Raw genomic sequence first — 21,666 nt, forward strand, 5'->3', positions numbered from 1 at the left:
GGACTGCATGCAGGGACGTTTCTCGCACCCTGCCTGCGACGAATTATCGCGGTGTTTGTCGCTGTAGGACGCAGCGCCGCAGTCGTAGGACGGTCAGTCCGTGGCCGTAGGACGACACTCACAATTCGTGTGGATAACTTTGTTGAGAAATCCCCCTACGCACCCCTCCAGCCCGCGCCAGTGCTTCGCCGTGACAGATCGATGACCCAATGAGCAGGAAAATCCCTTTTGAAATCAAGCACTTGCTCGGAGGAATCTGCGTTCGCACGCTGACGCCCGCGGTTTCGCCCGGCTTCTGCGCGCTGTGGATGAATTTCCATGGGGTTTTCCCTCGGGAAGGGTCTCCTTGCTGACGGACGGCGTTCCCCTTCCCGCCGCTTCGCGCCGCGTCTGGGCGGTGGGCGCGCTTTGCCGTGCCGTGGCGGACGCGCTGGAAGCACGCTTCAACCCGGTGGCCGTGCGCGGCGAGATCACCGGTTTCTCGCGCGCGGCCAGTGGGCACTGCTACTTCTCCCTGAAGGATGCGCAGGGGCAGATCCGCTGCGCGATGTTCCGCCGCTCCGCGAGCCTGCTCGACTTCGCGCCGCGCGACGGCGAGCTGGTGGAAGTCACCGGCCGCCTGGGCGTGTACGAACAGCGCGGCGACCTGCAGCTCGTGGTCGAGAGCATGCGCCGCGCGGGGCAGGGCGCGCTGTTCGAACAGTTCCTGCGGCTGAAGGCGAAGCTCGAAGCCGAGGGCCTGTTCGAGGCCGGGCGCAAGCGCGAGCTGCCGCTGCTGCCGCGCGGCATCGGCATCGCCACCTCGCTGGGCGCGGCCGCCCTGCACGACGTCGTCACCTGCCTGCGCCGGCGCGCGCCGCACGTGCCGGTGGTGCTCGCTCCGGCCGCGGTGCAGGGTGCCCAGGCGCCCGGCGAGCTGGTCGCTGCGCTGCAGTCGCTGTACCGCCTCGCGCAGGAAGGCACGATCGACGCCATCCTCCTGGTGCGCGGCGGCGGCTCCATCGAGGACCTCTGGGCCTTCAACGACGAACAGCTCGCGCGGACCATCGTGCGCAGCCCCGTGCCGCTGGTGAGCGGGGTGGGCCACGAGACCGACTTCACCATCGCGGACTTCTGCGCCGACGTGCGCGCGCCGACGCCGACCGCCGCCGCCGAACTCGCCGCGCAGCCGCAGGAGACGTGGCTGGCCGCGCTCGGCCTGATGCACGGCCGGCTGCAGGAAGCCGCGTTCCGCCGCCTCGACCGCGCCAGCCAGCGGCTGGACCAGGCCGCGGCGCACCTGGGACGTCCTTCGTCGCGCACGGCCCAGCAGCACCTGCGCATCGAGCGGCAGGCGCAGCGCCTGCGCTTCGCGCTGGCCACGCGCACGCGCCGCTCGCAGGACGAACTCGCTGTTGCGCGCGATCGCCTGCGCGGCAGCATCACCACGCGGCTGGAGCGCGCCGGGCGCCAGTGCGAGCGTCTCGACCTGCGCCTGGAACTGCTCGATCCGCGCCTCGTCCTGCAGCGTGGCTATGCGCTGCTCACCGATGCCGGATCGGGCCATGCGATCACCAGCGTGTCGCAGGCGCACGCGGGCCAGCCGGTGCGCGCCGCCCTTGCCGATGGCGAGGTTGATCTGCGCGTCGAGCCCGGCGGCACGCATCGTGCCTAGAATCGGGGCCGTTCGAAACCAAACCCCCACGAGGAAAGAAGAGCCATGGAACACGTCCTGCCCCCCCTGCCGTACCCGATCGACGCGCTGGCGCCGCACTATTCGCGCGAGACCCTGGAGTATCACCACGGCAAGCACCACAACGCCTATGTGGTGAACCTGAACAACCTGCAGAAGGGCACCGAGTTCGAGAACATGCCGCTCGAGGAGATCATCAAGAAATCCTCCGGCGCGATCTACAACAACTCGGCCCAGGTGTGGAACCACACCTTCTTCTGGAACTGCATGAAGCCCAGTGGCGGCGGCGAGCCCACCGGCGCGCTGGCCCAGGCGATCAACTCCAAGTGGGGCAGCTACCAGGCCTTCCGCGAATCCTTCGTGAAGTCCGCCGTCGGCAACTTCGGTTCCGGCTGGACCTGGCTGGTGAAGAAGGCGGACGGCAGCGTCGACATCGTCAACACCGGCGCCGCCGGCACGCCGCTCACCACCGCCGACAAGGCGCTGCTGACGGTGGACGTGTGGGAGCACGCGTACTACATCGACTACCGCAACCTGCGCCCCAAGTTCGTCGAGACCTTCCTCGACAAGCTGGTGAACTGGGACTTCGTGGCGAAGAACTTCGCCTGACCGACACCCCCGCGCAGGCGGGGGCCCGGGGCATTGAAGCAGAAAGGGCCGCATCGCGGCCCTTTCGTCATTGGAAGCGCTGGATTCCCGCCTTCGCGGGAATGGCGGTGTTCACTGCCGCGGCGTCAGCCCCGCGATCTTCTGTCCCGCCTTGATCCCCTTGCGTGCGAACCAGCCCTGGTTCATCTCCAGCACGTAGCGCACCGGCTTGGCGGAGCAGTGCGAATCGAGCGTCTGCGCCTTCATCTCGTCGATGTTGGCGATGGTGCCGTCCTCCTCGATGAAAGCCACCGACAGCGGCAGCAAGGTGTTCTTCATCCAGAAGCACTGCTGCGCCGGGTATTCGAAGACGAACAGCATGCCTTCCTGCTGCGGCATCTCGGTGCGGTGCATCAGGCCGGTCATGCGCTGGTCCGGCGAGGCGGCGACCTGGGCGTCGATCTGGTGCATGCCGGCGGACAGCCTCAGGCGCGGCAGGTTCATCTGGGGTTCCTGCGCGAACGCGGCGCAGGCGGCCATGGAGCAGGCCAGGGCGAGGGCAAGGGCGGACGACTTGTGCATGACGGCTATTGTGGCAAGGCCGGAATGAAAAATGCCCGCCGGCGGCGGGCATCTTCGTGAAGGAAAGGTCCGATCAGGACTTCTTCTCTTCCTTCTTGTCGGCCTTGGCGTCCTTCTTGGTGGACTTCTTGGCAGCCTTGGGGTCCTTCTTGTCGCCCTTGGCGGTGGCCTTCGCATCCTTCTTGTCGGCCTTGGCGTCCTTCTTCTCGGCCTTCGCTTCGGTCTTCGCAGCCGGCGTGGCGGGGGTCGCGGGGGCGGCCGGCGTGGCCTGGGCGAACACGGCGGCGGAGAACAGGCCGGCGACGAGGGCGGCGAGGAGCTTGCTCATGGGAGATCCTTTCGAGGTAGTTCCGGGTTGTTCCCCCCGGAACTCCCGGAGGGCACTCCCGTAACGGCAGCCCGACGGCGGCGGTTGACGGTCGAGCTAGGTCAAAGGGTTAACCCGGGCCGCCCGGCACCGGAACCGCCAAAGAAAAAGCCCGCCGAAGCGGGCCTTTCCTCGAAGGGAAGCGTCGAATTACGACTTCTTCTCTTCCTTCTTGGCTTCTTCCTTCTTCGGCTCGGCCTTCTTCGCGTCCTTCTTGGCCACGGCCTTCTTGTCGGCCTTCTTCTCGGCCTTGGCGGCGGTCTTCTCGGCCTTGTCGGCCTTGGCTTCAGCCTTGACGGCGGTCTTCTCGGCCTTCTCGGCCTTCACTTCAGCCTTGGCAGCCTTGGCTTCGGCCTTGGCGGCCGGCGCGGCGGGGGTCGCGGGGGCAGCCGGGGTGGCTTGGGCGAACACGGCGGCGGAGAACAGGCCGGCGATGAGGGCGGCGAGGAGCTTGGTCATTTGCTTTTTCCTTCAGATCGATTTGTGGAAATTGCCTAACGAGAATGTCAGACCTTCCGGCAACGCGGCAATGCGGAAGCCGGTTGACACGGCGGTTCCGCGCGCAAGGGGCCCGACAGGCTGGCCGCTAGAATCCGCGGGTTTGCCCGAGCCTCGCCCGGCGACGCACAATCGATTCCCTCCCGGAGACGCTCCCCTCCATGGCTTACCAGCACATCCAGGTGCCCGCCCAGGGCCAGAAGATCACCGTCAAGGCCGACATGTCGCTGGACGTGCCGGACCAGCCCATCGTCCCGTACATCGAGGGCGACGGCACCGGCGTGGACATCACGCCGGTGATGCTGAAGGTGGTGGACGCGGCCGTGCAGAAGGCCTACGGCGGCAGGAAGAAGATCCAGTGGATGGAGATGTACGCCGGCGAAAAGGCCACCAGGGTGTACGGCCCCGACGTCTGGCTGCCCGACGAAACGCTGCAGGCCGCCCGCGATTACGTCGTGTCCATCAAGGGACCGCTGACCACCCCCGTGGGCGGCGGCATCCGCTCGCTGAACGTGGCCCTGCGCCAGGAACTGGACCTGTACGTCTGCCTGCGCCCGGTGCAGTACTTCAAGGGCGTGCCTTCGCCGCTGAAGGAACCCGAGAAGACGAACATGGTGATCTTCCGCGAGAACTCGGAAGACATCTACGCCGGCATCGAGTACGAAGCCGGGAGCGACAAGTCGAAGAAGGTGATCGACTTCCTGGTCAAGGAGATGGGGGTCCGGAAGATCCGCTTCCCCGAGACCTCCGCCCTCGGCATCAAGCCGGTGTCGGTCGAGGGCACCGAGCGCCTGGTGCGCAAGGCCTACCAGTACGCGATCGACAACGACAAGCCCTCGGTGACGCTGGTGCACAAGGGCAACATCATGAAGTTCACCGAAGGCGGCTTCCGGGACTGGGGCTACGCCCTGGCCCAGCGGGAGTTCGGCGCGGTGGCGATCGACGGCGGTCCCTGGATGAAGTTCAGGAATCCGCGCACCGGCCGGGACATCGTGGTCAAGGACGCGATCGCCGACGCCTTCCTGCAGCAGATCCTGCTGCGCCCGGCGGAGTACAGCGTGGTGGCCACGCTGAACCTGAACGGCGACTACATCTCCGACGCGCTCGCAGCGCAGGTCGGCGGCATCGGCATCGCCCCCGGCGCGAACATGAGCGACACGGTCGCGATGTTCGAAGCCACCCACGGCACCGCGCCGAAGTACGCCGGCAAGGACTACGTGAACCCGGGTTCCGAAATCCTTTCGGCGGAGATGATGCTCCGCCACATGGGCTGGACCCAGGCCGCCGACCTGATCATCAGGTCGCTGGAGAAAGCGATCCTGTCGAAGAAGGTCACCTACGACTTCGCGCGCCTGATGGAGGGCGCGACCCAGGTGTCGTGTTCCGGCTTCGGCCAGGTGATGATCGAGCAGATGTAAGACCCGTCATCCCCGCGGAGGCGGGGACCCGGAGCTTCCAGAAGAGCCGCCTCCGGGCGGCTTTTTCCTTGCCGCGTTGCACACCGTAAAATAGGCCGTCGCATCGTGGCGATCGCCGACTCAACCCCTTTCCTGAGAGAACACCCCTTGGCTGCCGACCGTTCGAAGATCATCTACACGCTCACCGACGAAGCGCCGTACCTGGCGACGCATTCGTTCCTGCCCATCGTCCGCACCTTCGCCGCCGCCGCGGGGATCGACGTCGTCGAGAGCGACATCTCCGTGGCCAACCGCGTGCTGGGCGAGTTCTCCGAGTTCCTGAAGGACGACCAGAAGGTGCCCAACACCCTGGCCGAACTGGGCAAGAAGACGCTGCAGCCCGATGCCAACATCATCAAGCTGCCCAACATCAGCGCCTCGCAGAACCAGCTGGTGGCCGCGATCCGCGAGCTGCGCTCGCGCGGCTACATGGTTCCCGAGTATCCGGAGAGCCCGAAGAACGACGAGGAAAAGGCGATCCGCCAGCGCTACGCCAGGGTGCTCGGTTCCGCGGTGAACCCGGTCCTGCGCGAAGGCAACTCCGACCGCCGCGCCCCGAAGGCGGTCAAGGAATTCGCCCGCAAGAACCCGCACAGCATGGCCGAGTGGAGCCCCGCTTCGCGCACGCACGTGTCGCACATGGTCGGCGGCGACTTCTACGCCAGCGAGAAGTCGCTGACGCTGGACAAGGCGCGCGACGTCAAGATGGAGCTGATCACCAAGTCGGGCAAGACCGTGGTGCTCAAGGCCAAGGTCCCGCTGCTCGAAGGCGAGATCATCGACTCGATGTTCATGAGCAAGAAGGCGCTGCTCGCCTTCTACGAGAAGCAGATCCAGGACGCCAAGAACACCGGCGTGATGTTCTCGCTGCACGTGAAGGCCACCATGATGAAGGTGTCGCACCCGATCGTGTTCGGCCACTGCGTGCGCACCTTCTACAAGGACGCCTTCGCCAAGCACGGCAAGCTGTTCGACGAGATCGGCGTGAACGTGAACAACGGCATGGCGAACCTGTACGAGAAGATCGCCACGCTGCCCGAATCCAAGCAGGACGAGATCAAGCTGGACCTGCACAAGTGCCTGGAGAACCGCCCGGCGCTGGCGATGGTCGATTCCGCCCGCGGCATCACCAACTTCCATTCGCCGAACGACGTGATCGTGGACGCTTCGATGCCCGCCATGATCCGCCAGGGCGGCAAGATGTACGGCGCCGACGGCCGCCTGCAGGAAGCCAAGGCCGTGATCCCCGAGTCGACCTTCGCCCGCATCTACCAGGAGATCATCAACTTCTGCAAGTGGCACGGCGCCTTCGACCCCAAGACCATGGGCACGGTGCCCAACGTGGGCCTGATGGCGCAGCAGGCCGAGGAATACGGCTCGCACGACAAGACCTTCGAGATCGCCGAGGACGGCGTCGCCAACATCACCGACCTCGCCACCGGCGAAGTGCTGCTCACGCAGGACGTGGAGCAGGGCGACATCTGGCGCATGTGCCAGGTGAAGGACGCCGCGATCCGCGACTGGGTGAAGCTGGCCGTCACGCGGGCCCGCAACTCCGGCATGACCGCGGTGTTCTGGCTGGACAACTATCGCCCGCACGAGTCGGAGCTGCGCAAGAAGGTCGCGAAGTACCTCAAGGAGCACGACACCTCGGGCCTCGACATCCAGGTCATGAGCCAGACGCGCGCCATGCGCTTCACGCTGGAACGCGTGATGCGCGGCAAGGACACCATCAGCGTCACCGGCAACATCCTGCGCGACTATCTGACCGACCTGTTCCCGATCATGGAGCTGGGCACCAGCGCCAAGATGCTGTCGATCGTCCCGCTGATGGCGGGCGGCGGCATGTACGAGACCGGCGCGGGCGGCTCGGCGCCGAAGCACGTGCAGCAGCTGGTGGAGGAGAACCACCTGCGCTGGGATTCGCTGGGCGAGTTCCTCGCTCTGGCGGTCAGCCTCGAAGACGAGGGCCTCAAGACCGGCAACAAGAAGGCGAAGATCGTGGCCGACGCGCTCGACGCCGCCACCGGCAAGCTCCTGGACAACAACAAGAGCCCTTCGCCCAAGACCGGCCAGCTCGATAACCGCGGCAGCCAGTTCTACCTGACGCTGTACTGGGCGCAGGCGCTGGCGGAGCAGAAGGACGACGCCGAACTGGCGAAACGCTTCGCACCGCTGGCCAAGGCGCTCGCCGAGAACGAGAAGAAGATCGTCGACGAACTCAATGCGGTGCAGGGCAAGGCCGTGGACATCGGCGGCTACTACTTCCCGGACCGCAAGAAGGTCGCCTCGATCATGCGTCCGAGCGCCACGTTCAATGCGGCGCTGGAGTCCGCGCAGGCCTGACCGCCGCGAGACACTTCGGAAAACCGCCTTCGGGCGGTTTTCTTTTGCTCGCGTACAACGTGCGCACTGCCGCCTGTGCGTTCCTGCACGGCCGCCGGGCGTGCATTTGGTTGCAGCTGCGCGTCAATGCGGCCGGCGGAGCTACCGTTGCACTGAAATGACTTCAGAAAGTTGGGAACGCATGCGCAGCTTGATCCTCCTGGCCGCCGTCGCCGTGCTCGCCGGGCCGGCCTGGGCCGACCGCGACGACGACGATGACCACCATGGCCACGGCAAGCACAAGAACAAGCACAAGGAAGAGTACTGGGACGGCAACTGCAAGGTGGAACGCAAGTGGAAGCACGGCGAGTACGAGGAAAAGCGCAAGTGCAAGGCGCCCGAGCGCGTGGTGGTGGTGCAGCCGCAACCGCAGGTGGTGTACGTGTACCCGCCGTGGATGCACCGCCAGCAGAACGAGGTGGCATACGTGCCGCAGTACCAGCCGCCGCAGCGCGTGGTGAGCGGCGCGACCTACTGCCATAGCGAGACCGTGGGCCAGGTGCTCGGGGGCGTCGTCGGCGGCGCGCTGGGCAGCCAGATCGGCAAGGGCAACGGCCGCACCGTGGCCACCATCGGCGGCGCGATCGCCGGCGTGCTGGTGGGCGGCGACGTCGGCCGCAAGATGGACGCCGGCAACCAGGCCTGCGTGGGCCAGGTGCTGGAAGTGGCCCCCGTGAACCATCGCGTGCAATGGGTGGAAGGCCCCTCGACCTATGTCGTGGTGCCCGCCCGCGCCGTGATGCGCCAGGGCACCTACTGCCGCCCGTACACGGTGGAAGTGCGCGGGCCCTACGGTGTCCAGCGCAGCAACGCCACGGCGTGCCGGCGCGGAGACGGGGTCTGGGTGGCTGCGTAAGCCAGGTGCAAGAAAGCCGCCCGAGGGCGGCTTTTGCTTTCCTGGGTCCCCTGCGCGGGGATGACGGTCAAATCATTTCTGGATGTGGTCGTTGCCGTGGTTGCCGCTCGCGTGGAACTGCGGCGCGCGCACCTTGGGCTGGCGCGGGGGGCGTTCGGCCGCGGGAGCGGCGGGCTGCGTCTGGATCGGGCCGGGCTGCGCCTGGATGTTCTGGGCGAGCTGGCCCTTGGGCCCTTCCTGGATGTCGAAGCTGACGCGCGACCCCTGCTTCAGCGTCTTGAAGCCTTCCATCGTGATCGCCGAGAAATGGGCGAACACGTCCGAGCCGCCGCCGTCAGGCTCGATGAAACCGAAGCCCTTGGCGTCGTTGAACCACTTCACTGTGCCGGTCGCCATGATCGCGCGCCCCTATTTTTGTTCCGTCAGAGGCGTGCGAGTGTCCTTGAAGCGCGCTCAGCTGTCAATATTTTCACTTATTGCGCCGCAACTGCGCGCCGCCGCAGGCTTTCTGCTCGGCCGGACGGTGGAGGCCCCCCAAGAATGAACCGTCCTTGCCCCATGTCGCTTGAATGTGACGGGACCGTCACCAATTCACCTTGGGTCGGCGGGTGCGATTCCCGCCGCATAGAATGATTTTCATGGCCAGTCAGACACCTCTTCCTCCTCCGGCCGGTCCCGTCATCCGGCCGTCGGATGATGATGGCGGCTCGGTGGTGGCGGAGCGGAAAACCCAGAAGACCAAACCCCCGCAGATGTACCAGGTCGTCATGCTGAACGACGACTACACGCCCATGGAATTCGTAGTGGTGGTGATCCAGGAGTTTTTCGGCAAGGACAGAGAGACGGCAACACAGATCATGCTCAGGATCCATCTGGACGGAAAGGGGATCTGCGGCGTCTATTCCCGTGACGTCGCGGCGACCAAGGTCCAGCAGGTGCAGGAGGCGGCCCGCCAGGCGGGGCACCCCCTGCAGTGTTTGAGTGAACCGGTGGAGTGAGCCGGGACTCAGAGGAACAAGAACGTTTTGAACGACAGGCAGAAGGAATTTTCATGATTGCCCAGGAATTGGAAGTCAGCCTCCACATGGCCTTCGTGGAAGCGCGTCAGCAGCGCCACGAGTTCATCACCGTGGAGCACCTGTTGCTGGCCCTGCTGGACAATCCCAGCGCGGCCGAAGTGCTGCGCGCATGCAGCGCGAACATCGACGACCTGCGCAAGTCGCTGTCCAACTTCATCAAGGACAACACGCCCCAGGTTGCCGGCACCGACGACGTCGACACGCAGCCGACGCTCGGATTCCAGCGCGTGATCCAGCGCGCGATCATGCACGTGCAGTCCACGGGCAACGGCAAGAAGGAAGTGACCGGCGCCAACGTGCTGGTGGCGATCTTCGGCGAGAAGGACTCGCACGCCGTGTACTACCTGCACCAGCAGGGCGTGACGCGCCTGGACGTCGTGAACTACATCGCCCACGGCATCAAGAAGAGCGACCCGCCGGAACCCGCCAAGAGCGGCGAGAACAGCGGCGGCGAGGGCGAGGAAGGCGGCGAGAAGAACGAGAAGGCTTCGCCGCTCGAGCAGTTCACGCTCAACCTGAACCAGGCCGCCAAGGACGGCAAGATCGATCCGCTGATCGGCCGCGAGTACGAGGTCGAGCGCGTGATCCAGATCCTGTGCCGCCGCCGCAAGAACAACCCGCTGCTGGTGGGCGAGGCCGGCGTGGGCAAGACCGCCATCGCCGAAGGCCTCGCGTGGCGCATCGTGCAGAAGGAAGTGCCGGAGATCCTCGCGGAATCCAACGTGTACTCCCTCGACATGGGCGCGCTGCTGGCGGGCACCAAGTACCGCGGCGACTTCGAGCAGCGCCTCAAGGGCGTGCTGCGTTCGCTGAAGGACAAGCCCAACGCGATCCTCTTCATCGACGAGATCCACACCCTGATCGGCGCCGGCGCGGCGTCGGGCGGCACGCTGGACGCGTCCAACCTGCTGAAGCCGGCGCTCTCGAGCGGCGCGCTGAAGTGCATCGGCGCGACCACGTTCACCGAGTACCGCGGCATCTTCGAGAAGGACGCCGCGCTGTCCCGCCGCTTCCAGAAGGTCGACGTGGTCGAGCCGAGCGTGGAGCAGACGGTGGAGATCCTCAAGGGGCTCAAGAGCCGCTTCGAGGAGCACCACAGCGTGAAGTACGCCGCCGCCGCCCTGCAGGCCGCCGCGGAACTGAGCGCCAAGTACATCAACGACCGCCACCTCCCGGACAAGGCCATCGACGTGATCGACGAGGCCGGCGCCGCCCAGCGCATCCTGCCGGTGAACAAGCGCAAGAAGACCATCTCCAAGGCGGAAGTCGAGGAGATCGTGGCGAAGATCGCCCGCATTCCGCCTGCGTCCGTGTCGAACGACGACCGCGGCAAGCTGCAGACCCTGGAGCGCGACCTCAAGAGCGTCGTGTTCGGCCAGGACAAGGCCCTCGAGGTGCTGTCTGCCTCCGTGAAGATGGCGCGCTCGGGCCTGGGCAAGGCCGACAAGCCGATCGGCGCCTTCCTGTTCTCCGGCCCCACGGGCGTCGGCAAGACGGAAGCGGCGAAGCAGCTGGCCTACATCATGGGCATCGACCTGATCCGCTTCGACATGTCGGAGTACATGGAGCGTCACGCGGTGTCGCGCCTGATCGGCGCGCCTCCCGGCTACGTGGGCTTCGACCAGGGCGGCCTGCTGACCGAGGCCATCACGAAGAAGCCGCACGCCGTGCTGCTGCTCGACGAGATCGAGAAGGCGCACCCGGACATCTTCAACGTGCTGCTGCAGGTGATGGACCACGGCACGCTGACGGACAACAACGGGCGCAAGGCGGACTTCCGCAACGTGATCATCATCATGACCACGAACGCGGGCGCCGAGAGCCTGAACAAGTCCACGATCGGCTTCACGAACGCCCGCGAAGCGGGCGACGAGATGGCCGACATCAAGCGCCTGTTCACGCCGGAGTTCCGCAACCGCCTGGACGCCATCGTCAGCTTCAAGGCGCTCGACGAGCAGATCATCCTGCGCGTGGTCGACAAGTTCCTGCTCCAGCTGGAGCAGCAGCTGTCGGAAAAGCGCGTGGAGGTCACGTTCACCGACAGCCTGCGCAAGTACCTGGCGAAGAAGGGCTTCGACCCGCTGATGGGCGCCCGCCCGATGCAGCGCCTGATCCAGGACACGATCCGTCGTGCGCTGGCCGACGAACTGCTGTTCGGCCGTCTCACCGAAGGTGGCCGCCTCACGGTGGACATCGCGCTGACGAAGGACGACAAGGGCGAGGAAAAGGCCGACGTGCAACTGGACATCCAGCCGCTGCCCAAGAAGGAAGGCCGGTCCAAGGCGGAGCCGGAAGAGATCTCGACCGACGGGCAGTAAACGCCGCCCGCTGCGAAAAAGCCGCCTTCGGGCGGCTTTTTCTTTTGTCATCCCCGCGCAGGCGGGGATCCAGGGCGCCCTGGATTCCCGCCTGCGCGGGAATGACGATCTACGGGAAGAGGGAGTGAACCGCCGGCCCGACCAGGCCGACCCCCGTGATCACCAGCAGCACGCAAACGATCTTCAGCACCGCCTTGCGGTCCCACGCCGGTGGGTGCCTCTTCATCCACCACGTCACGCCGATCGCGAGCGGCACCGCGGCCACCGCCAGCCCCAGCGCGCGTACGCTGAACTGGCCGCTCGGCACGACCATCGCCAGCCGGATCAGCGACCCCGCCGCGAGCGTCGCCACCAGCGTGTCGCGCACCTGCTCGATCGACAGCGGCTGCCGGTAGAACTGGTACACGAGCGGCGGTCCCGACGCGGAGAACAGTCCCCCGAGCAAACCCGAAAGGAACCCGAAGCCGTGGAAGCTCGCATTCGACGAGCGCTGCGCAAGCGGCTTCGTCCGCACCAGCACGATCACCGCGCAGGCGACGATCACGATCCCCAGCAGCAGCCGCAGCACCATCAGCACGTTCGCGCTCAACCACGCCAGCAGGATCACGCCGGAACCGACCCCGAACACGCTGCCGCTCACCGTGGCCTGCACCATCTTCCTGTCCAGCGAACGCACCGCACCCGCCCGCAGCGCCACCGCGGCACTGGCCAGCGACAGCACGGTGGCGACGTTCGCCACGTCCGGCAGCGGCGCGAGTTCGAACAGGCCCGTGAGTCCCAGCAGGATCAGCGCCAGTGCGAAGCCCGTGATGCTCTGGGCCGCGGTGGCGATCGCCACGCACACCAGGAAGCCCGCGGCCTGCCAGGCCGTCAGGCCCTCAACCGGCATCGAGCAGCTTCAGGATCCGCTTCCAGTGCCTGGGCTCCACCGGCGTGATCGACAGCCGGTTGCCCTTGCGCAGCACGACGAGGTCCTCGAGCTCGGGATCGGCGCGCAGCTCGGGTAGCGTGAGGTTGCGCGTCTTCTTCTCCACCTGCACGTCCACCAGCAGCCAGCGCGGCGACTCGGGCTTCGACGCGGCGTCGTAGTAAGGCGACTTCTTTTCGAACTGCGTCGGATCCGGATAGGGCGTCGACGCCACGCGGGCCACGCCCACGATGCCCGGCTCGGCGCAGCTCGAGTGATAGAACAGCACGCCGTCGCCCACGCGCATCTGGTCGCGCATGAAGTTGCGCGCCTGGTAGTTGCGCACGCCGGTCCAGGGCACCGTCGATTTCGGCGCGGCCAGAGCGTCGTCCACCGACACCTCTTCGGGTTCGGACTTCATCAGCCAGTAGTTCATGGGTGGATGATCGCCGATCTCAACCCGAGCGGCGGGGTGAGAGCCGCATGCGCAGCGGCGTCGGCGTCATCGTGAAGGCCAGCCGTTCGGTGACGGGCTCGCCGTCCGCCGAGGCGACGTGCGCCAGGTCGAAGCCGCCGAGCAGGGTGGCGGCCGCCATCTTGATCTCCAGCAACGCGAGGTAGCGGCCGGGACACATGCGCGGGCCGGCGCCGAAGGGCATCGAGATGCGCTTGCCGGGCGCCGCGTCGTCGCGCAGCCAGCGGTCGGGATCGAAGGCTTCCGGCTGCGGGAAGTGGCGGGGGTCGGTGGCGCCGGTGCGCATCATGAAGATGCACAGCGTGCCCTGCGGGATCTGGACTCCGCCCACCACCGTGTCGCGCGCGGCCTGGTGCGGAAGGATCGGCGCGACCGGCTTCAGCCGCATCGTCTCGTGCGCGCAAGCCTCCAGGAAGGGCAGGGCATCGAGCTGGTCCAGGCGCGTGGGCACGCGGTCGTCGCCCAGCGCGCGGCGCACTTCCGCGGTGGCGCGCTCCAGCGCCCAGCGATGGCGCGACAGCAGGTACAGCATCCAGGCGATCGTGTTCGCCGTGGTGTCCTCGCCGGCCAGCAGCATGGTCGCGACGTTGGCCGCCACGTCCTGGTCGTTCAGCGCCTGGCCCGGCTGGTCGCGCGCGGCGATCATGGCTTCGATCAGGTTGGTGGGCGCGGTGCGCAGCGCGGGATCGCGCGCCATGCGCTCGCGCGCCGCCGCGATGAAGTCCCGCACCGCCGACCGGAACGCCTCCAGGTGCACGTCGAGCCGGCGATCCGCCGGCAGCTTGAACCAGCGCCAGTAGGGGAAGGGCGCCAGCGTGCGCCGGAACAGCATCGGCAGGATCTGGTCCATGTGCTTCTGGATCACGTCCTGGTCGCCCTGCAGCGTGTTGATGTCGGTGCCCAGGGCGAGCCCGGCGATCACGTCCACGGTGTAGCGCATCAGGTCGTGCTGCACCTCGATGTCCTGGCCGGACTCCGTCGTGTCCTGCCAGCGCTGCGACAGGCGCTGCGCCACCTGCACCAGCGCCGGGAAGTAGCGCTTGATGTGGCCGGGGTCGAAGGCGGCCATCACCATCGGACGCTGCTGCCGCCACTTCTCGCCGTTGGAAGCGAACAGGCCGCCGAAGCCCATCTCCGTGGCCGCGGTGGACACGCGCTCGGTGCGGTTGAAGGTGGCGGGCCGGTCGCGCAGCGCTTCGGCCGCCACCTGCGGGTCGGCGAAGACGATGAACTCGCGCGTCCACACGCGCACCCGGTAGATGTTGCCGAATTCCTGCTGCCACCGTTCCAGCTGCTCGTGGAAGTGCGGCAGCTGGATGCGGTGCGCGCTGCCGAGCACCGGCAGCCCTTGCGGGCCCGGCAGGTCGGAAATGCGCAGGGGCGCAGCTGTCGCGGCTTGCATGACGGCGCAGCATACGTTCGTGCCGCGCTGCGCGCCAGCACCGCTCGCCCGTCTCTCCCGAACGGTAGAGCTCAGCGGCCGCGGGCGAGGGCGGTGCGGCCCGCGAAACCCGAAGGCGCTTCCGGCCGGGTCTCCAGGCGGATGCCTTCGTTCCACTTGGCCATGCGCTCGGAGCGGGCAAAGGAGCCGACTTTCAGCTGACCGGCATTCCAGCCCGTGGCGAGGTGAACGATGGCCACGTCCTCCGTCTCGCCCGAACGCGCCGACACGATGGTGCCGTAGCCGAGCTCTTGGGCGGCACGCAAGGCGGCGAGTGTCTCGGTCACCGTGCCGGCCTGGTTGGGCTTGATGAGCACGCAGTTGCAGGCGCCCAGGCGCGCGGCTTCGCGCACTCGCGTCGCGTTCGTCACGAGGTAGTCGTCGCCCACGACCTGCAACCTGTGGCCCACCGCGCGCGTGAACGCCACGAGGCCCGCTTCGTCGTCTTCCGCCAGCGGGTCCTCGATCGACACGATGGGGTAGCGATCGACCCAGCGCAGCAGCCGTTCGGCGAAGGCGTTGGAGTCCATCTCCTGGTTCTCCAGCGCGAGCCGGTAGCGGCCGCCGTGGCCGAATTCGGAGGCGGCGATGTCGAGTGCGATCGCGACCTGCTCGCCCGGCACGTAGCCGGCTTTCTCGATGGCCGCGACCAGTGTGTCGAGCGCGTCCTCGTTGCGCGCGAAGTTGGGCCACCAGCCGCCTTCGTCGGCCACGCCGGACAGCGCGCCGCGTTCCTGCATCAGCGCGCCGGCCGCGCGATACACCTCGGCCGTCATCTCCATGGCTTCGGCGAAGGAGCGCGCGCCGGTGGCGATCACCATGAAGTCCTGGATGTCGACGCGGCGTCCGGCATGCGCGCCGCCGCCGAAGATCTGCACCTGCGGCAGCGGCAGTCGAACTGGCCGGCCCTGGGCCAGATGGCGCCACAGCGGCTGGTGGGCTTGCGCCGCCGCCGCATGCAGCACGGCCAGCGAAGTGGCGACCAGCGCGTTGCCGCCCAGGCGCGACTTGTTCGGGGTGCCGTCGAGTGCGATGAGAGTCGCATCGATGCCGGCCTGATCGGCAGCATCGCGACCCAGCAGCGCCGGCGCGATCTCGCGCTCGATGCCGCGCAGCGCCTGCTGCACGTCGAGCCCGCCGAAGCGCGCATCGCCGTCGCGCAGTTCCACGGCTTCACGTGTGCCGCGCGAGGCACCGGCGGGCGCGATGCCGATCCCGGAGCTGCCGTCCTCGTTCGTCACTTCCACTTCGACGGTCGGGCGGCCGCGCGAATCCCAGATGCGGCGGGCGGTGAGGCTGTGGATGGTCATGCGGCGAATTCCAGTGCCCAGCGGCGGGCGATGTCTTCCAGGGTGGCGGGCGGATCCTGCAGCAGCGGGATGGCGGCGCGGCGCACCGCGATGCGGCTGGCCTCCGACAGGTACTCCACCGGTGACTTGCCGTCGACGCGCGCCAGCGCCAGGCCGGGCAGCAGCGTGGCGACGCGCGCTTCCAGGGCCGCGCGGCTCTCCCAGTGCACGTGCGGCCAGTAAGCGTCGGCGAAGCCACGGTAAGCCGCGAGCAGGGCGTGAGCGTGCGGCGGCAGGTGCGCCGCCTTCAGCAGGAAGTGGTTGAGGCAGAAAGCGACGTCGAAGGCCGGATCGCCGAACCAGGCGCATTCCGCATCGAGCAGCACCGGGCCGGCCGGACCGGCCAGGATGTTCTTCGGGCTCACGTCGCCGTGCACCAGCACGCGGCGGGTGTGGGCCGTGCGGTCCACCAGGGCGTGCAGGCGGCCGGCGAGCTCCGGATGCTCGCGCGCCGTCTCCACCAGGTAGGGTTCGAGCCGCAGCGCATGGAAGTTCGCGTCGTTGGCGAAGCGCGCCGCGAGCGCGGTGTCGTCCGCGGTGCCGGCGTGGATGCGGCCGAGAATGTCGCCCACCGTCGATGCCAAGGTCGTGTCGACGCGGCCGGCGAGCAGGTCGGACTTCCAGTTTCGGTATTCCGCTCCCAGGAACGGCATGACGAAACTCCTGGTCGCGTCGTCCTCGCCGAGCACGCGGGGGACGTGACCCGGCACGATGGGCTCCACGGTGCGCAGGTAGCCGATCTCCGCGAACACGCGTTCCACCGGCACGAGCCATTCCTTGGCGACCTTCAGCCGCGGCAGGGCCTGCTTCACGCAGTAGCTGCCCGAGCGCAGGTCCACGCGGTAGATGCCGGAGGACACACCGCCCGTGAGCGGCTGCGCATGCACGTCCTCGGCGGGCTTTGCCAGGCCGAGCGCCAGGAAGATGCGGCGCAAGCCGGCGGGGTCCTGCGAGAGATCCACGTTGGGCATGGCCGGGCATTATGTCCCTCACCCGAATGGGAGGGACCTGCTGGCTCTGCAGCACCTTCGTTTAGCATGACGCGTTCCCGAGGAGACAGGCGATGGCGAAGCTGGACGGAACGGATGCGCGGTTGAAGGTGGCGGTGATGGGCGCCGGGGCGGTGGGTTGCTATTTCGGCGGCATGCTGGCGCGCGCCGGCCACGAAGTCACCTTCATCGCCCGGCCGCAGCACGTGGAGGCGATCACGCGCGAGGGCCTGCGCATGGAGACGAAGGCCTTCGACGAACAGGTGCGCGTGAAAGCCGTGACGGATGCATCGGGCGCCCGCGGTGCCGACCTCGTGCTGTTCTGCGTCAAGTCGATGGACACCGAGTCCGCCGGCCGCCAGCTCGAGCCCTACCTGCGATCCGATACGCTGCTCCTGTGCCTGCAGAACGGCGTCGACAACGCCGACCGCCTGCGTGCCGTCCTGCCCGATCACGAAGTCGCCGCCGCCGTCGTCTACGTCGCCACCGAGATGGCCGGCCCCGGCCACCTGAAGCACCACGGCCGCGGCGAACTGGTGATCGAGCCTTCCAAAGCCAGCGAGCGCGTGGCGCAGGCGCTGATCGCCGCCGGCGTGCCGACGGAGATCTCCTCGAACGTGAGCGGCGCGCTGTGGCTCAAGCTGATCCTCAACTGCGCGTACAACGCCGTCTCGGCGATCGCGCAGCGGCCGTACGGCGAGAACGTGGAAAGCGAAGGCATCTGGGACGTGATGCGCGACGTGGTGGACGAATGCCTCGCCGTCGCCAAGGCCGACGGCATCCACATGCCGGCCGACGCGCACGTCGCCAACCGCAAGCTGGTGGAAACGATGCCGTCCCAATACTCGTCGACCGCCCAGGATCTCGCGCGCGGCAAGCCCACCGAAATCGACTACCTGAACGGCTACGTCGTGCGCCGCGGCGAAGCGCTGGGCGTCCACACGCCGGCGAATCGTGTGCTGTGGGCGTTGGTGAAGCTGCTGGAATCAAAGCAGGTCCACTGAGGTTTTCCTCCCTCCCCCTCCGGGGGAGGGCCGGGGTGGGGGCGCTCCCGCACTCAGCTAAGCCTTCGGCTCCGGACTCGCCGTCTCCTTCAACTTGTCCTCCTGCGGATTCAACACCGCCAGCAGATCCGACGTCGTCCGCAAGATCATCCCCGCGCCCGCCGCAACCAGTTCGTTCTCCATCCCGAACCCGCACAGCACCCCCACCGTCTGCGCCCCCGCCGCCACGCCGGTGCGGATATCGATCGTCGTATCCCCGATCATCAAACACTCCGCCGGATCGACCCCCATCTTCTTCGCCGCATACAACAGCGGCTCGGGATGCGGCTTCATCCTGCGCGTGGTCTGCGCCCCCACCACCTCCGTGAACAGCTCCCGCACCCCGTACTGCTCCAGGAAGCGCTCCACGCGCGGCGCGCCGCCGGTGGAGATGGTGCACATCGGATAGAGCTTGGCGAGCTTCTTCAGCATCTCCTGCACGCCCGCCATCATCTCGTGCGGCACCTCGTCGATCGCCTCCGGGTTGCGCGTGTGCTCGGGATCGGCGCCTTGCTTCCTGACCTGCCTGATGCGCGAGCGCAGGCGGTCGATCGGCGTGTCCAGGCCGAAGCGGTCCAGCAGCGCGTAGGCGCCGTGCACCGGCGTCTCCATGCCCATCACGACCTGCCGCGCGAGTTTCTCGCTGCGCCGACCGCTCACGCCGGGCACCTTGTCGATCAGCGCGGCGAGTTGCGCGACCAGGTGGTCGTCGGTGTCGGCGATGGTGCCGTCGACGTCGAAGCAGAGGGCGCGGATGCGGGCGAGTTCCAGGGCCATGCGGCCGAGCATAGGAGCGCGGGAAGGCGCGGCGCGTCGGTCGGGGCCGCGTTTCGCGCGTGCAAGGTGTCCGTCGGGACCTCGACGCACCTCGGCCGTTGCGGTAACACCTCGCGGCATCTGCGCCGATTCGCCACCTTGTTTCGTGGCAGGCGCGACCTACCCTGAACCATACCTCCCCGGGCGACGGAGGAGGCGAGAGGACCGCCACGCGAGGGAGCGCACCGCCCTTCCGAATGGACCACAGGAGGTCCCATGGCACGCACGTTACCGTTTCTCTGCATCGCCGCCGCGCTCGCGGCTTCCACTTGCGCCCTCGCCGACGAGGCCGAGGGCAACAACCGGGCGAGCACCGTCGTGATCGGTTCCTCGTTCGTCCGCTCCATCCAGGACACCGGAAGTTACGGCAATGGCGCTTCCATAGCCACGGTGACCCGCCAGGCGAACCGCGACTGGAAGGGGCAGACCGTGGGCGCATGGCATTCGACCGTCGGGCCTACGGTGCTGATCCACCCGGTGCACGGCGCCTTCCATGCGTTCGTGAATGGCGACAAGCCGGTCGTCACCTTCGAGCCGGCGGCCAGCTGGCAGTGGCCGTTGAAGGTCGGAAAGAGCTGGACGCGCAACGTGACGATGACCGTGCACGCCACCGATCAGGTCATCCCCGTGGAAACGCAAATCACCGTGGAAGCCTACGAGGACGTGACCATGCCGGCCGGTACTTTCAAGGCGTGGCGGGTGCGGACCGTGGACAACCTCGGGAACGAGGATGTGCAGTGGTTCAGCTCGGACCTCACCGTCTTCATCAAGCAGAAGCTCACGCGGACCGACAAGCATGCGGCGGGGCCGGGGGTGAGGGAGACGGAGTTGGTGTCGCAGTCGATTCGTCACCAGTGAAGGCGCGGGCCACGCATCGTCCGGTCGGAGGCTTGTCACCAGTCGTGTGTTCGTCGATGATCCGCGCGGGGAGACAACGGACGAGAACAAGCAGTGGCAACTCTCATACCCGCGCTGGGCAGCTGCGTCGCGCGCATGACCTCCGGCGAACGCCGCCTGGTCGAGCGCCTGGAGCAGAAGCTCGATGACGATTACCTGCTCTGGTACGACGTGCCCGTCGGGCCGAAGCAGACGCATCCGGACTTCGTCATCCTCCATCCGCGCCGCGGCGCGCTGATCCTCGAGACCAAGGATTGGCGACTGGACACCGTTCGCAAGGCAACGCGCGAATACTGGGAAATCCTGGATAGGGATAAGACGAAGGTTGTCATGAGCCCGATCGCGCAGGCGAGGCACTGCGCGATCCAGGTGGTCGATGCCCTGCAGCGCGACCCGCAACTGGTGCAGGCCGACGGCCCGCACAAGGGCAAGCTGGCCTTCCCGTGGGGCCACGGCGTCGTCTTCACCAACATCACGCGCTTGCAGTTCGAGCAGGCCGGCCTGGGCGAGGCCATCGCGCCGCACCTCGTGATCTGCAAGGACGAAATGCTGGAAAGCGTGGACGCCGAGGCTTTCCAGCAGCGGCTGTGGGAGATGTTCCCGCATGCCTTCGGCAGCCAGGCGATGTCGCTGCCGCAGCTCGATCGCGTGCGCTGGATCCTGTTCCCCGAAGTGCGCGTGCCGGAGCAAAGCGGCCTGTTCGACGACGCCAGCGACGACCTGCCGGACCTCATGCGGGTGATGGACCTTCAGCAGGAGCAGCTGGCGCGCAGCCTGGGCGACGGCCATCGCGTGATCCACGGCGTGGCCGGCTCGGGCAAGACGATGATCCTCGGCTACCGCGCCGAACACCTGGCGAAGCTGCCGTCCGCCAAGCCGATCCTCGTGCTTTGCTACAACGAGCCGCTGGCGGTGAAGCTCGATGCGATGTTCCAGGCCAAGGGCATCGCCGACCGCGTGCATGCCCGCAACTTCCACAAGTGGTGCCGCCAGCAGCTCAAGGCCTTCGGCCAGCCGATTCCGCAGGGGCAGGGCGGCGACGTCTTCGAGCGCATGGTGGACAACGTGATCCGCGGCGTCGAGCGTCAGCAGATCCCCGCCGGCCAATACCAGTCCATCCTGATCGACGAGGGCCACGACTTCAAGCCGGAGTGGTTCAAGCTGGTCACGCAGATGGTGGACCCGGAGACCGACAGCCTGCTGGTGCTGTACGACAGCGCGCAGAACATCTACGGCAAGACCCGCGCCCGCAAGTTCAGCTTCAAGAGCGTGGGCATCCAGGCCGCGGGCCGCACGACCATCCTGAAGATCAACTACCGCAACACGCGCCAGATCCTGCAGACGGCGAACCTCGTGGCAGCGGAGTTCCTGCAGCCGGATGCGCAGGACGAGGACGGGACGCCGCTCGTGCAGCCGGTGAGCTGCGGGCGGGAAGGGCCGGCGCCGATGATCGTGCGGCTTCCGAGCCTGCGGGAGGAGGCTTTCAAGATCGCTGATCTGCTGGCTGCGGCGCACCAGGAAGGGCATGCGTGGGGCGACATGGCGATCATCTGCCGCCGCTACGCGGTGATGTTCGAGTGCGCCAAGGCGCTAGATGCGCGCGGGCTGCCGTACCAGGTGCGAGAGAAGTCGGGGGACTTCAAGCCGCTCGCGAACAGCGTCAAGGTGATGACGATGCATGCGAGCAAGGGGCTGGAGTTTCCCGTGGTGGCGGTGCCGGGGGTGGGGCAGAGGCCGGCGGTTTGGGCGGAGGTGGGGGATGAGGCGAGGTTGTTTTCTGTGGCGGCGACGAGGGCGACGCAGAGGTTGGTGGTGACGGTGAGTGGGGAGGGGGAATTTGGGAGCGCGCTTGCACCTGGAAAGTAGAGAGTTCCTAGTGAGCTTGGGCGGCTCAGGTCCTGCCATTTCAACGCAGTCAGCCGGGTAGATGAGTCCGGAGAGTCTCAG

19 protein-coding genes and 1 pseudogene are annotated in these 21,666 nt (G+C 67.2%); 10 read left to right on the forward strand and 10 right to left on the reverse strand.

Features of this window, described 5'->3' with window-relative positions:
- Positions 1-451 precede the first annotated feature (451 nt).
- A complete protein-coding gene (xseA, locus tag VF522_RS11550; RefSeq protein WP_414709506.1) occupies positions 452-1,654 on the forward strand; it encodes an exodeoxyribonuclease VII large subunit in 1,203 nt (400 codons plus the stop codon).
- Positions 1,655-1,699: 45 nt separating this feature from the next.
- Positions 1,700-2,281 carry a superoxide dismutase gene (locus tag VF522_RS11555; RefSeq protein WP_330908413.1) on the forward strand — a complete coding sequence of 194 codons (582 nt, stop codon included), beginning with the start codon at positions 1,700-1,702 and terminating at the stop codon, positions 2,279-2,281.
- Positions 2,282-2,392: 111 nt separating this feature from the next.
- Here the strand turns inward: VF522_RS11555 and VF522_RS11560 are convergent, their stop codons facing one another.
- The 3 genes from VF522_RS11560 to VF522_RS11570 all read right to left on the reverse strand — a co-directional run bounded on the left by VF522_RS11560 (position 2,393) and on the right by VF522_RS11570 (position 3,668).
- Positions 2,393-2,842, reverse strand: a complete 450-nt coding sequence (locus VF522_RS11560; protein ID WP_414709503.1) for a DUF192 domain-containing protein — start codon at positions 2,840-2,842, stop codon at positions 2,393-2,395.
- 73 nt (positions 2,843-2,915) lie between these two features.
- On the reverse strand, positions 2,916-3,170 hold the full coding sequence (locus VF522_RS11565; protein ID WP_330908414.1) for a hypothetical protein: 255 nt from the start codon (positions 3,168-3,170) through the stop codon (positions 2,916-2,918).
- Positions 3,171-3,359: 189 nt separating this feature from the next.
- Entirely contained in the window at positions 3,360-3,668 is a 309-nt protein-coding gene (locus VF522_RS11570; protein ID WP_330908415.1) for a hypothetical protein, read from the reverse strand.
- Positions 3,669-3,868: 200 nt separating this feature from the next.
- Between VF522_RS11570 and icd the strand changes: the two genes are divergently transcribed.
- The 3 genes from icd to VF522_RS24535 all read left to right on the forward strand — a co-directional run bounded on the left by icd (position 3,869) and on the right by VF522_RS24535 (position 8,405).
- The gene (icd, locus tag VF522_RS11575; RefSeq protein ID WP_330908416.1) at positions 3,869-5,125 is read left to right on the forward strand and encodes an NADP-dependent isocitrate dehydrogenase; all 1,257 of its coding nucleotides are present in this window, start codon (positions 3,869-3,871) and stop codon (positions 5,123-5,125) included.
- A 147-nt stretch (positions 5,126-5,272) separates the two neighbouring features.
- A complete protein-coding gene (locus VF522_RS11580; protein ID WP_330908417.1) occupies positions 5,273-7,510 on the forward strand; it encodes an NADP-dependent isocitrate dehydrogenase in 2,238 nt (745 codons plus the stop codon).
- A gap of 181 nt (positions 7,511-7,691) precedes the next feature.
- Positions 7,692-8,405 carry a glycine zipper 2TM domain-containing protein gene (locus VF522_RS24535; RefSeq protein ID WP_414709504.1) on the forward strand — a complete coding sequence of 238 codons (714 nt, stop codon included), beginning with the start codon at positions 7,692-7,694 and terminating at the stop codon, positions 8,403-8,405.
- 198 nt (positions 8,406-8,603) lie between these two features.
- Here the strand turns inward: VF522_RS24535 and VF522_RS11595 are convergent.
- A pseudogene (locus VF522_RS11595) lies at positions 8,604-8,801 on the reverse strand (cold-shock protein); the annotation flags it as partial.
- A 233-nt stretch (positions 8,802-9,034) separates the two neighbouring features.
- Between VF522_RS11595 and clpS the strand changes: the two are divergent.
- Both clpS and clpA read left to right on the forward strand, forming a co-directional pair.
- A complete protein-coding gene (clpS, locus tag VF522_RS11600) occupies positions 9,035-9,403 on the forward strand; it encodes an ATP-dependent Clp protease adapter ClpS (protein ID WP_330908418.1) in 369 nt (122 codons plus the stop codon).
- Between the two features lie 53 nt (positions 9,404-9,456).
- A complete protein-coding gene (clpA, locus tag VF522_RS11605; RefSeq protein ID WP_330908419.1) occupies positions 9,457-11,802 on the forward strand; it encodes an ATP-dependent Clp protease ATP-binding subunit ClpA in 2,346 nt (781 codons plus the stop codon).
- Positions 11,803-11,911: 109 nt separating this feature from the next.
- On the opposite strand, the gene VF522_RS11610 is transcribed toward clpA, so the two are convergent.
- The 5 genes from VF522_RS11610 to VF522_RS11630 form a co-directional block, all read right to left on the reverse strand.
- A complete protein-coding gene (locus VF522_RS11610; protein ID WP_330908420.1) occupies positions 11,912-12,691 on the reverse strand; it encodes a TSUP family transporter in 780 nt (259 codons plus the stop codon).
- Positions 12,681-13,145: an EVE domain-containing protein gene (locus VF522_RS11615; protein ID WP_330908421.1), complete on the reverse strand. Its 465-nt coding sequence runs from the start codon at positions 13,143-13,145 to the stop codon at positions 12,681-12,683. Before VF522_RS11615 ends, VF522_RS11610 begins: the two co-directional genes overlap by 11 nt.
- A gap of 19 nt (positions 13,146-13,164) precedes the next feature.
- On the reverse strand, positions 13,165-14,586 hold the full coding sequence (locus VF522_RS11620) for a cytochrome P450 (RefSeq protein WP_330908422.1): 1,422 nt from the start codon (positions 14,584-14,586) through the stop codon (positions 13,165-13,167).
- Between the two features lie 71 nt (positions 14,587-14,657).
- Complete coding sequence (eno, locus tag VF522_RS11625; RefSeq protein WP_330908423.1) at positions 14,658-15,935, reverse strand: phosphopyruvate hydratase; 1,278 nt, start codon at positions 15,933-15,935, stop codon at positions 14,658-14,660.
- Positions 15,932-16,945 (reverse strand): phosphotransferase family protein, encoded by a 1,014-nt coding sequence (locus VF522_RS11630; protein ID WP_330908424.1) that lies wholly within the window; start codon positions 16,943-16,945, stop codon positions 15,932-15,934. The genes eno and VF522_RS11630 overlap by 4 nt, the downstream gene beginning before the upstream one ends.
- Before the next feature lie 122 nt (positions 16,946-17,067).
- Between VF522_RS11630 and VF522_RS11635 the strand changes: the two genes are divergently transcribed.
- Entirely contained in the window at positions 17,068-17,967 is a 900-nt protein-coding gene (locus VF522_RS11635; protein ID WP_330908441.1) for a 2-dehydropantoate 2-reductase, read from the forward strand.
- 57 nt (positions 17,968-18,024) lie between these two features.
- On the opposite strand, the gene VF522_RS11640 is transcribed toward VF522_RS11635, so the two are convergent.
- Positions 18,025-18,783, reverse strand: a complete 759-nt coding sequence (locus VF522_RS11640) for an HAD family hydrolase (RefSeq protein ID WP_330908425.1) — start codon at positions 18,781-18,783, stop codon at positions 18,025-18,027.
- A gap of 255 nt (positions 18,784-19,038) precedes the next feature.
- Between VF522_RS11640 and VF522_RS11645 the strand changes: the two genes are divergently transcribed.
- Together VF522_RS11645 and VF522_RS11650 are read left to right on the forward strand one after the other, a co-directional pair.
- The gene (locus tag VF522_RS11645) at positions 19,039-19,680 is read left to right on the forward strand and encodes a hypothetical protein (protein WP_330908426.1); all 642 of its coding nucleotides are present in this window, start codon (positions 19,039-19,041) and stop codon (positions 19,678-19,680) included.
- 135 nt (positions 19,681-19,815) lie between these two features.
- Positions 19,816-21,585, forward strand: coding sequence for a DEAD/DEAH box helicase (locus VF522_RS11650; protein ID WP_330908442.1), 1,770 nt, complete (start codon positions 19,816-19,818; stop codon positions 21,583-21,585).
- Positions 21,586-21,666 lie beyond the last annotated feature (81 nt).

The sequence above is a fragment of the Ramlibacter sp. genome, assembly GCF_036383835.1.
In the GTDB taxonomy this organism is placed as follows: Bacteria; Pseudomonadota; Gammaproteobacteria; order Burkholderiales; family Burkholderiaceae_C; genus Ramlibacter.